Annotated in this window: 11 protein-coding genes; 2 read left to right on the top strand and 9 right to left on the bottom strand. The window is 67.9% G+C overall.

The features are described from left to right. Window positions 1-311: 311 nt before the first annotated feature. On the top strand, window positions 312-695 hold the full coding sequence (locus AC069I_RS31160; RefSeq protein ID WP_478227932.1) for a hypothetical protein: 384 nt from the start codon (window positions 312-314) through the stop codon (window positions 693-695). 64 nt (window positions 696-759) lie between these two features. Here AC069I_RS31160 and AC069I_RS31155 read toward each other — a convergent pair whose 3' ends face one another. The 5 genes from AC069I_RS31155 to AC069I_RS31135 are packed head-to-tail and all read right to left on the bottom strand — an operon-like array spanning window position 760 to window position 6,367. Beyond that, window positions 760-1,158 carry a hypothetical protein gene (locus tag AC069I_RS31155; RefSeq protein WP_478233053.1) on the bottom strand — a complete coding sequence of 133 codons (399 nt, stop codon included), beginning with the start codon at window positions 1,156-1,158 and terminating at the stop codon, window positions 760-762. Between the two features lie 20 nt (window positions 1,159-1,178). Then, complete coding sequence (locus AC069I_RS31150) at window positions 1,179-4,145, bottom strand: WXG100 family type VII secretion target (RefSeq protein ID WP_478267031.1); 2,967 nt, start codon at window positions 4,143-4,145, stop codon at window positions 1,179-1,181. Continuing rightward, entirely contained in the window at window positions 4,145-4,456 is a 312-nt protein-coding gene (locus AC069I_RS31145; protein WP_340688142.1) for a hypothetical protein, read from the bottom strand. The genes AC069I_RS31150 and AC069I_RS31145 overlap by 1 nt, the downstream gene beginning before the upstream one ends. Window positions 4,457-4,461: 5 nt before the next feature. Further along, window positions 4,462-4,725 (bottom strand): acyl carrier protein, encoded by a 264-nt coding sequence (locus AC069I_RS31140; protein ID WP_478233055.1) that lies wholly within the window; start codon window positions 4,723-4,725, stop codon window positions 4,462-4,464. Continuing rightward, on the bottom strand, window positions 4,718-6,367 hold the full coding sequence (locus tag AC069I_RS31135) for a fatty acyl-AMP ligase (RefSeq protein WP_478267030.1): 1,650 nt from the start codon (window positions 6,365-6,367) through the stop codon (window positions 4,718-4,720). Before AC069I_RS31135 ends, AC069I_RS31140 begins: the two co-directional genes overlap by 8 nt. A gap of 208 nt (window positions 6,368-6,575) precedes the next feature. On the opposite strand from AC069I_RS31135, the gene AC069I_RS31130 reads away from it, so the two are divergent. After that, window positions 6,576-7,700, top strand: a complete 1,125-nt coding sequence (locus tag AC069I_RS31130) for a S1 family peptidase (RefSeq protein ID WP_478227937.1) — start codon at window positions 6,576-6,578, stop codon at window positions 7,698-7,700. A gap of 58 nt (window positions 7,701-7,758) precedes the next feature. Here AC069I_RS31130 and AC069I_RS31125 read toward each other — a convergent pair whose 3' ends face one another. From AC069I_RS31125 to AC069I_RS31110, 4 genes are all read right to left on the bottom strand, one after another. Further along, entirely contained in the window at window positions 7,759-8,484 is a 726-nt protein-coding gene (locus tag AC069I_RS31125; RefSeq protein ID WP_478267029.1) for a hypothetical protein, read from the bottom strand. 22 nt (window positions 8,485-8,506) lie between these two features. Then, the gene (locus tag AC069I_RS31120) at window positions 8,507-8,878 is read right to left on the bottom strand and encodes a hypothetical protein (RefSeq protein WP_478267028.1); all 372 of its coding nucleotides are present in this window, start codon (window positions 8,876-8,878) and stop codon (window positions 8,507-8,509) included. A 25-nt stretch (window positions 8,879-8,903) separates the two neighbouring features. Then, window positions 8,904-9,272 (bottom strand): roadblock/LC7 domain-containing protein, encoded by a 369-nt coding sequence (locus AC069I_RS31115; RefSeq protein WP_219150733.1) that lies wholly within the window; start codon window positions 9,270-9,272, stop codon window positions 8,904-8,906. 272 nt (window positions 9,273-9,544) lie between these two features. Next, on the bottom strand, window positions 9,545-10,288 hold the full coding sequence (locus AC069I_RS31110) for a helix-turn-helix domain-containing GNAT family N-acetyltransferase (RefSeq protein ID WP_478227939.1): 744 nt from the start codon (window positions 10,286-10,288) through the stop codon (window positions 9,545-9,547). Window positions 10,289-10,385: the final 97 nt, after the last annotated feature.

Genomic DNA, 10,385 nt, shown 5'->3' with positions numbered 1-10,385 from the left:
CGAGGTTGACGGGTGGAGTGAAGGCTCCCTCGCTGCCTGGTCGTGGGTCGGGTTGGTCGTGAGTGGCGTTTCGGGTTCTAACCCGAAACGCCACCCACGACCCCCTCGCGAAATCGCCCACCCGGACATCGTTCAGGGGCGCAGTCGGCTCCTGTCGACCAGGGCAACCGAGTGCTTGACCTGCGGCAATCCTCACCGCTTACGATCAAGACCCCCATCCAAGATCAACTTAAGCCACGTGGCATCGGGTTCGAACCCTCTTTGCCACTCACGACCCCTCGCCACACCGCACAAATCGCTCAACTCGGACAATGACACCGGAAAACGTGATCGGCGACCGGCCGATCGGGTCACTGACCACTGTGGACACCGGACTTCCGGTGGTGCTGGCCGATGGCCTGCTCATGATGGTGATCACCCTGATCGCGCTCGGCCTGGCCACGATGATCAGATCGACCGCGGGAACACTGGTCACCATGGCCGTCCTGCTCTTCGCTCTCCCGATGACACCACGGATGCTGGTACCCGCGCCCTGGGACGAGAGGATCGCCGCGGTCATGCCTTCAGAACTCGCGGGCCAGCTCGCCGGCACGGAATCCCAGTTGTCCGCAGTGGGAGCGCTGTTCGTGATGGCCTTGTGGGTGACAGCGGCGATCTGGGCCGGGCTGGCCGCCATCGGACGGCGAGACGCCTGAATCAGCCGGATTCCCGCAGGCCGAGCGCCGCGGGGGCGCTCGGCCCGGTCGTCTGACGGGGAGTTCAGTCGCGCCAGCGGTTGTTGAGGAAGGCGTCGTCCTCGTCGTCCGCCGGTGCCGGGCGTGCGCGGGGAGCGCGCCGGGGCGTGTCCCGCCCCGTGCGGGCAGGCGGCTCCGAAGCGAACGGAGCAGCCATGTCCACAGGGTCGTCTTCGAAAGGTGACGCCGCCCCCGGCTGCGCGTGCGACCGGTCGGTGCTCCAACCGGACTTCGTCTTGCGCTGCCCCAGCTCCCGCCGGTGCTCGACGTAACGCTGAGCGGTCTGGACCTGCTTGGTCATGAACTCCTGCGAGCTCGCCTTGATCTCGTCGGCGCGTTTGTCCCGCAGCGCCCGGCGCTCCGACTGCTCGCGGACCAGGCCGTCCAGGGTCGCCTTCATTGTGGCGGTGTCATCGGCGCTCATCTGTTCTCCCCTGCCCCGGCTCACCGCTTGCGGGTGACCGACTGATCCTCATCGTCCAGCAACGAACCGGTGATCCGGCCGGTGGGTTCGTTGACCTGGTCGAACACCTCGCCCTCGATCCGGTACGCGCGGTTGGTCCGTTCCTGGTCTCCGCCCTGGCCGCCACCTCCGCCGGCGCCCATGCCCATCGGCGGCATCGCGCCGCCGCCGAACGACTGCCCCGACGGGCTGCCCATCGGAGCGGACGGGGCACCCGAAGCCACGGGCTGCGGCTGCTGTGTCCCACCGCCGCCGGTGTGCAGGCCTTCGCTGAGCGACTGACCTGTCGCGGGGCTCGCGGTTTCGAAGGGCATCGACGGCGCCGAGGCACCACCACCACCGCCACCGAAACCACCACCGTCCCCGCCGCTGATGTCACCGGCGGGGACGCCGATCCCATCGGGGACGGTTCCGCCGCCACCGTGGTGCGGGGTGAACGCCGGCTTGGAGTCGGGCTGCGCCGTCCCGGTGACGGGCGTCGCGGGGTGCGCTGCCTTGTCCGTGGCGGGCTTGTCCTCGCCGAGGGTGTACGTGGTCGGCTTGCCGGTGCCGTCGTCGACGGTGACGACCGTCGGCCCGGACGGACCGTCGGGGCGTTCGGCGGTGATCTTCACATCGCCGTCCTGGATGTGGATCTTGCCGTCCGGCCCGGGACGATGGACGCCGTCCTTGTCCGGTTTCCCGTCGTCCGAATCCGGCGTGGACCCCAGCTTGGACTCGTCACCCTCGCCGGTCCAGTCGAGCTTGAAGTCCTTGGCGGGCCCGGAACCGTCCCCGACCTTGATCTCCATCTCGCCGTCTTTGTCCGGCTCGGTCATCTCGAAGGTCGTGTCGCCCTGCTTGACCTTGAGAGTCTCGCGTTCGCCGTCTTCGGCCTTGTCGCCGTCCTCACCGGGTTTGTCACCGGTCAGCTTGTCTTCGCCGGAAAGCTCGTCACCGAGCTTGTCCAAGGCGTCCGACGCCTTCTTCTTCGCCTCGTCGGCGGCCTTCTCGCCGTCCTTCGAGTCGCCGTCCTTCGCGTCGGTGTCGCCCATGCCGCCGGGGGCGTCGCCGAGCTTGTTCAGCGCGTCGGAAGCCTGCTTCTTCGCCTCTTCACCGGCCTTTTCGGCCGCCGCCTTGGCTTCGGCCGCGGCGTCCGTGTTGCCACTGCCACCGGGGCCGCCGCCCGGGCCCGAACCGCCCGGCCCAGAGCCCCCGGAACCGCCGAGGTCGGACCCGGCCGGACCGTCGCCCAGCTTGCCCAACGCTTCGGACGCCTGCTTCTTCGCGTTCTCCGCCGCCGCGGCGGCCTGTTTCTTCGCCTCTTCGGCCGCGGCCTTCTGCTCGTCGCCGTTCGACGGCGGCGGAGTCGAACCCGAGGGTGACGTCTGGTCCTTGTTCGCGTCCGGACCACCGCCGAGGCCGCCACCGGGGCCACCGCCGGAACCACCCGGCGATCCGGAACCGCTCTCGGGAATCTTCACGTCCGGGACCGGCGGGGGTTTGACATCGCCCGTCGGACCGGTACCACCGCCGCCCGGACCCGGACCACCCGCGCCGGGACCGCCACCGGGACCGCCGCCAGAGCCGCCCTCGGGACCGCCGCCCGGCCCACCGCCGGTACCGCCCGTGAAGTCGGGGCCCTTGCCCGAACCACCCGGTCCATCGCCGGGGCCGCCACCGGGTCCGCCGGTTCCCGAGCCGCCAGGGCCGCCACCCGGACCGCCCTGGCCACCGGTGAAGTCCGGGCCCTGACCGCCGCCGGGCCCGCCGCCCGTACCGCCGGCTCCACCCGCGCCGCCCTTGTCACCGGCGCCCTCGAACTCGTTCTTGACCTTGCCCATGACCTTGTCGAGCTCGTCGTAGGCCTGGTTGACGAAATCCTTGGTTTCCTTGCAGGACTTGGCGAATCCCTCGTAGATGATGGTCCACATCTCGGGGATGAACTGGTTCTGGATCCACTGCTTGGCGAGGTCCTGGCCCGCCTTCTTGAACTCGTCGTCGTCGCAGCAGCCGTCGTTGTTCAGCTGCTGGACCAGGTTGGAGCCGAAGTTGACGTCCATCCAGCCCGCGATCGCGCCGAGGTCCTCCTTGCCGCTCTTCTCGCCGGCGGCGATGGCGATGACCTTCTGCGCCATCGCGAAGTCCGCTTTGCCGACGACCTCCTTGTAGAGGTCGACGACCGTGTCCGCCTTGCCCTTGCACAGTTTGAACACCGTGGCGGTGGTGTGCAGTGTCGCTTCGCTCGCGTTGTTCAGCGTCTCGGAGAGCTTTTTGGCCTTGGGGAGGATCTTCTCGTCGTAGTTCTCCGACGAGGCGTCCGCGGCCTTCCCGGTCCAGGTCCCGTAGAGGGTGTTCAGCTGGGAACCGGTGTCGTCGATGGCCTTCTGCACGGTCTTCGAACCGGTCTTGAAGTGGGCGGCGTCGTCGACGAAGTTCTTGAAACTGATCCCGCGCTGCTCGTCGAACGGCTTCTTGATGTCCTTCTCGAAATCGAGCGCGCGAGAGGTTCCACGGCAGTCTTCCGGGACCTTCGCCAGCAGCGAGCCGAAGGTCTGGAAGACCTTGAGCGCGGGCGCGGCGGCGTCGAAGATCTCGTCCGACGTCTTGGTCCCGGCGCCCTCCGCGGTGGGTTCCTTCGCGCCGTCCAGCTTCTTGCCGCCCTCGTCGACGGCCTTCGTCTCTTCGTTCTGGGTGAAGCTGGCCTGATCTCCGGCCTTCTTCGCTTCGCCGTAGATCTTGTCGACGTCGTCCGAGGCCAGAAACGGGATGGCGTTGTAGGACTCCGCGTACTTCTCGGCTTCCTTGCGCTTCTGCTTGATCTCCTCCGGCTCCTGGTCCGCCGACCACGGCGGGGGCGCCGGATGCGTCCGCATCCACGAGCCGATGAGCTTGGTCTTCTGCTCGGCGGGAACGGCCGGGTCGTCGAGAACGGCTTTGACGTCGGTCCAGGTGGTTTTGTCGGCCACTAGCGCATCCCCGTCTTGGTGATCTTGTCCTTCTGCTCGTCCTCGTTGGTGCCGTAGGCGGTGGCGGCGGTACCGAGGTTCGTGCCGAACGAGCCGAGCGTGGTGCTGTACCCCTGGACCGACGCCCACAACGCCGCCACCCCGTCGGTGTACTTCTTCGCGTGGTCGCCGTGCGCCTGGCCGAAGCCTGCCGCGTTCACCGGTGTGCTCGACAGATCCGGGTTGTCTTCGAGCAACTGTTCCGTCAGCTTTCCGATGTTCTTCGATGCCGATGAAAGCGCATCGGTCGCCGCGGTGAAGCCCCCGCTCATTCTTTTCAGCGCCTTTCGTCGGAACCGTCGGCCTTACCGCCGAGTGCCTCTGCGAGCACTTCGGCCACCGACCCGATGTCGGTGAACCGGTCCAGCTGGTCCAGATCAATCCTCACGTCGTGGTAGACCTCCAGCGCCGACAGGAGTCTTATCCGTCCCCTGGAGTCGATACCCAGCTCTTCGAGCGGCGCGTCGGACTCGATTTCGGCGGGATCAAGCCGAAAAGTCTCACTGACGACCTTCACGACCTCCGCGCGGTGATCACCCACGGGGCCGACTATAACGCGCCCTCGCCGCGGCCCGCGCGACCTTGCCACTGGAAGTGCGCGGAAGGTCACCGGAAGGAACCAGACGTACCGATCGCAACGTCAGATCATGTTCGCGGGAAACCGCGCGCAATACCACTCTCGTCACTTCTTTGACATCCGCTTCGGCGTTCTTTGCCCATTCGGCCACCAACATCGCCCCTTCTCCCCTTTCGTCCGTGACACCGAACGCGGCGACGCGGTCGCGGCGGATCGCCGGATGCGCCTCGCCCGCCACCGCCTCGATGTCCTGCGGGTGGAAGTTGCGGCCGTCGATGACGATGAGATCCTTGAGCCTTCCGGTGATGTAGAGGTCTCCGCGATGGACCACGCCGAGGTCGCCGGTGCGCAGCCAGCCGCCGACGCCGTCGAGTTCGCCGCCGAACGCGGCGGCGTCGCCACGGCCCCAGTACCCCGCCGCGACGTTCGGCCCGTGGATCCAGATCTCCCCGGCCAGGCCGTCGGGCCGCACCACTCCGTCCCGGACGATCCGGACCCGTTGGCCGAGCGGACGGCCGACCGAGACGAGTTCCTGACCTTCCGGCACCTCGATCGCCTGGCCCTGCGCGAGGGCTTCGCGGTCGAACACCGCGCTACGCGGTCCTTCCGCGCCCGCGCTCGCGACGTACACGGTGGCCTCGGCAAGGCCATACGACGGACGGTGTGCCTCGGCACGGAATCCACGCGGGCCGAAGGTCGCCAGGAAGCGCGCGACCGTATCCGGCCGCACCGGCTCGGCGCCGTTCAGCGCGACCCGGACATCGGAGAGGTCGAGGTCGTCTCCAACTTCTCCGGCCGCATCGACGGCCAGGTCGAACGCGAAGTTCGGCGCTGCGGTGAACACGGCCGGGTGATCGGCGAGCTGACGCAGCCATCTCACCGGACGGTGCACGAATTCGGCGGGCGACATGAACACCGATCGCGCCCCCGCGTGGACCGGCAGGCACAGCAGCTGGATCAGGCCCATGTCGTGGAAGAACGGGATCCAGCCGGCGCAGGTCGTGCCCTCGTCGACGGCGTAGGCCCGGCTCGCCTGCCAGCAGGCGGCGGCGACCGCCCGGTGCGGGATCACGGCGCCGGCGGGCTCCCGTGTCGACCCGGACGTGTACTGCAGATAGGCGGGGCTTTCCGGTGCGACCGGAACCGGATCGGCCGGAGGTCCGGAAAGTTCGTCGACCACGATCAGGTGGTCCGGCGTGCCCGCTTCGCGTACCTTCGTGGCGGCGGCCGACGAGGTCAGCCACACCCGCGTGCCACTGTCCTCCAGCACGCCGGTGAGCCTGGCTCGCTGGGAAGGACTGCCCGGTGCCATCAACGGCACGGCGACGAGCCCGGCGGCGAGCGCTCCGAAGAACGCCAAGGGGTAATTCAGGTCCTGGCCGGTGAGCACGGCGACGCGATCACCCGGCCGGGCGACCAGGCGCAGCGCGCCCGCGACCACTCGCACGCGTGAGACGAACTTCGTCCAGGTGACGGTGCTGTCCACACCGGCACTGTGGTCCTGGTGCGTGAACAGCGGGCGCGAGTCGGCTTCACGAGCGAACAACCGCTCCACGATCGAGGTGCGCAGCACCTGCTCCGGCACTTCCTCCGGCGACGCGGTCATATCCGGCAACGTACTGGAACCCTTGCGAGGGCGCTCGGAGGGCCCGTGCCGCTGTTCGTCCTAAGTAGACGATTCCCGACCCGGTCCGCCGGAATTCGCTCTTGTGAATTCCGGACAGAAGACCGGACATTCCTCGCTCTTTCCCGGACCACGGCCGCACACTCGGCGGGCAGTGTGTTTCTTTCCCCCGGCCTTGGAGGACTAGACCATGCGTCGAAGAATCGCCCTGGCAGTCGGTGGCGCCGCCGTACTGACCGCGAGTCTCACATCCGCCGCCCTCGCCCCGGTCGCGCAGGCTTCCCCCGGATTGCTCGCCGCCATGCAGCGGGATCTGGGGCTCACCGCCGCGCAGGCCTCGACCAGGCTCACCCAGGAGATGACCGCGTCGCGGGTGATGCCCGTCGCCCAGCAGGCCGCCGGTGCGGCGTTCGGCGGCGCCTGGTTCGATCCGGCGCGCGGCAAACTCGTCGTCGGCGTGACCGACCCCGCCGCCGCTTCCGCCGTCCGGCAGGCAGGCGCCGAGCCCACCGCGGTCGCGATCAGCGCGGCCCGGCTCGACGCGGCCAAGGCCGAAATCGACATGTCGGCCAAGACCAAGCCCGCTCCCGCCGCCGTCAGCGGCTGGCGCGCCGACCCGCGCAGCGGCAGCGTCGTGGTCGCGGTGCGGCCGGGCGGGCACGGTTCCGACGTCGACGACTTCCTCGCCAGGGCGAGGAAATCCGGTCCGGTCACGGTGGTCACCGCGCCCAAGGCCGAGCCGTTCGCGGCGGGCACCGTCGGCGGCGACCCGTACTACATCAACGGGAACACCCGCTGCTCCATCGGATTCTCCGTCCACGGCGGTTTCGTCAGCGCCGGCCACTGTGGCGGCACCGGCAGCTCCGTCGTCGGCTGGGACGGCTCGGCGATGGGCAACTTCGCCGGTTCTTCCTTCCCCGGCAACGACTACGCCTTCATCCGGATCGGCAACGGCTGGTGGACCGCGCCGGTCGTCCTCGGCTGGGGCACCGTCAGCGACGCACTCGTCCGCGGCTCGTGGGTCGCGCCGGTCGGCACCTCGGTGTGCCGGTCCGGTTCGACGACGCACTGGCACTGCGGCACCGTGCTGGGGCACAACGAGACGGTCAACTACTCGCAGGGCGCGGTGCACCAGATGACCCGCACCAACGTCTGCGCGGAACCCGGCGACTCCGGCGGCTCCTTCATCACCGGTGACCAAGCGCAGGGAGTCACCTCCGGCGGCTGGGGCAACTGCGGCTCCGGCGGTGAGACCTGGTTCCAGCCGGTGAACGAGATCCTGCAGAACTACGGCTTGTCCCTCGTCACCGCCTGACACGATCGTGAGCGGCGATCCGGGGCCGCCCCGGATCGCCGCTCACCACCATCCGGGGCTAGCGCCAAGGCCTCGGCGGTAGTTCCACGTCGAGTCCCATGATCCTCGCGGTCGGCTTGCGTCGAAGCCACCGGCCCGCGGTCGTCACATCGATCAAATCGACGGCGAAAGCCTTGCGCTGCGCGGGTGTCACCGCGTGCCAGCGCATCTTGAACGCGGGACGGACGGGGGCGATGAACGGCCTGACCGGACCATGGGCTCGCGCGAACACGGCCTCGAAATCCCGGTCCGGCACATAGTCCAGCTCCAGGTCGATCAGTGGTTCCGGTCCGCCGGCCCGATGGCGGCACCGGGCGAGGATCCGCGCGATCTCGTCCATCGCGAGCCGCACGGATCCGGGAACCTGATGCTGCCAGCACCCGAGATACGGTGCGTTGAGTGACCCGGCCGTAAGCTCGTCCGGCAGCACGATCACCGCCCGCACCGCGAGTCCGGTGAGCTCCACGTGCAACCGCGTCCACCTGTTGGTGGTGTCGAGAAAGAACCGCGGTGGCGGTATGCCGGTGCCGGCACTGAGCCGGATCCGCTCCTTCACCGCGACGAACGGATGGTCCGACGGTGCGGAATCCGTGGCGTGGCGGTCGGTGCCGCCGCCCGGCAGGGCGAACACCAATTCGAGCCGATCGCCGATGAGCTTCAACCCCGCCGGGAACAACGGACCGAGACCGCCCATGAGCGCCGAGCCGGCGACGAGCACGTGGTGACTGGACGCGACTCCGGTCATCGCCGGCTTCCTCCGTTCCTGTTCAGACCTGCAGTTCCGCCTCGATACGCTTGAGGTAGTGCCGAGCCAGCGCGAGATTCGCCTGATCCCGGTCCAGCACCAGGTACAGGAAAAGGGAGCTCCTGGCGTTCATGGAATCCAGCAGCCGGATCAGATGGTATTGGCGATGCAACGTGATGAGGATGTCCTCGATGCTGTCGTTGAGCGACAGCGCGGACATGACCCGCATCTTCGACCTGACGACATCGGTGTTGCCCGCGGCCGCGACCTCCAGGTTGAACCAATCACCGCCCCCGCTCGTGCCGAGCGACATCCCGCTCTCGTAATCGACCAGCGCGACGCCGAGCGCTCCGGCGATCGACATGGATTCCTTCAGCGCGTTTTCGATGTTCATCGAACTCACTTTCTTCGTCTGGCTGCTATGCGGCCAATATCGAGCTGATCCGGTCGATGACAGGGCGGCATTCGAAAAGAAGCCGGCCGACATTCAGCTGCCGGTCTCCCATGATCACCATGAGCGCCATCCGGTCGATGGCGTAGACGGCCATGTAGCCGTCGCTGCTGAACACCACGGTCTGCCGGAGTGTCCCCTTCCCGGTCACCTCGGCCGCCTGGCGCGCGATCCCGAGATTCGCGGCGGCCAGCGCGGAGACCTCCGCGGGGTCGATGTTCTTCGCCGCGTCGGCGACTATCGGTATTCCGTCGACCGCGGCTATCACCGTGTCGGTCACCCCGGTGACGTTGTCCCGCAGGTTTCGCAATTCGGCGATCAGTGCGTCGAAATCCACTACTCATACTCTCTTTTTCCGAAGGCCCATCACTGAATGACACGAGGCAATGATCACTCGACGAGGTTCTCGACCGCGATGGACCGTACCACCGAAGTCCGCCGTGACCTACGCGTCCAAGAAACTGGGTATCGGCATCACGCGATCGGCTCAAGCACTTTCCGTGTACGCAGCAGGTCGCCGGAACATTCGCACCGGCGACACCTGATACCGGCACGGTCTGCGACTACCCGACGACTTCGAAATGGGCGATCAGCGACAACGGGCGGACTTCAGTCGACGGAGCTGCGGCGTTCCAGGAAAACGGTGTCGCACCAGACGCCGTCACGCTCGACGATGCGTTCGCGGATGCCGACCGTGCGATAGCCGGCGCTGCGATGCAACGCGATCCCGGCACGGTCGTCGGTGAGGACCGAGGTCTGCAAAGTCCGGATCCCGGCGGCATCGGCCTCCGTGACCTGTTTGTGGATCAGGGCCTTGCCCACCCCGCGACCGCGGTGACCTTCGACGACGTGGACAGAGGTTTCGGCGACGCCTCGATGACCATCGCGACCCGAGACCGGGGTCGCCGCGCTCCAGCCGACGACTTCGCCATCGACCTCGGCGACCCAGCAGTGCCCCGGCAGCCAGTCCGCGTCGAGCCTTTCGCCGCCGACCGCCGGCCGGACGACGACGTCATCGGGCACGTTGTCCGGACAGCAGGGCCGTGGGGCGAGCAGGCCCATGACGGCGTCGGCCGCGTGCGGGAGCCCGCTGCAGCAGGCCTGGTTGATCGTGACGACCGTGGCGGTGCCCTCTTTTCGCAGGTGCAGGAAACCGACTTCGGCGAGTTTCCGGACGTGGTGCGAGCACGTGGATTGACTCGTTCCGAGGATTTCGGTCAGGGCGCCGACGGTGAGGCCGCCGGACGACGTCGCGACCGCGTGCAGCAGTTTCACCCGCATCGGCTCAGCCAGGCAGGCGAACCAGCCGGCGTACGTCGCGGCTTCGCTTTCGGGCAGGGCGCCAGTGGTCATGCACCCAGTATCGACCAACATCGATGGTTGCGTCAATCGATGCCTGTCGATACAGTCCTCCGCGTCGGTTCAATCGAACCAGATCGATGAAAGGTGC

Source organism: Amycolatopsis sp. NPDC043885, from assembly GCF_056435685.1.
Note: the sequence above shows the minus strand (reverse complement) of the source record. Positions and strands in the feature narration are given on the sequence as shown.

Bases quoted from the DNA above. Each gene is read 5' to 3' on its own strand.
- AC069I_RS31160 (WP_478227932.1), top strand. From the start codon at position 312: ATGACACCGGAAAACGTGATCGGCGACCGGCCGATCGGGTCACTGACC.
- AC069I_RS31155 (WP_478233053.1), bottom strand. From the start codon at position 1,158: ATGAGCGCCGATGACACCGCCACAATGAAGGCGACCCTGGACGGCCTG.
- AC069I_RS31145 (WP_340688142.1), bottom strand. From the start codon at position 4,456: ATGAGCGGGGGCTTCACCGCGGCGACCGATGCGCTTTCATCGGCATCG.
- AC069I_RS31135 (WP_478267030.1), bottom strand. From the start codon at position 6,367: ATGACCGCGTCGCCGGAGGAAGTGCCGGAGCAGGTGCTGCGCACCTCG.
- AC069I_RS31130 (WP_478227937.1), top strand. From the start codon at position 6,576: ATGCGTCGAAGAATCGCCCTGGCAGTCGGTGGCGCCGCCGTACTGACC.
- AC069I_RS31125 (WP_478267029.1), bottom strand. From the start codon at position 8,484: ATGACCGGAGTCGCGTCCAGTCACCACGTGCTCGTCGCCGGCTCGGCG.
- AC069I_RS31120 (WP_478267028.1), bottom strand. From the start codon at position 8,878: ATGAACATCGAAAACGCGCTGAAGGAATCCATGTCGATCGCCGGAGCG.
- AC069I_RS31110 (WP_478227939.1), bottom strand. From the start codon at position 10,288: ATGACCACTGGCGCCCTGCCCGAAAGCGAAGCCGCGACGTACGCCGGC.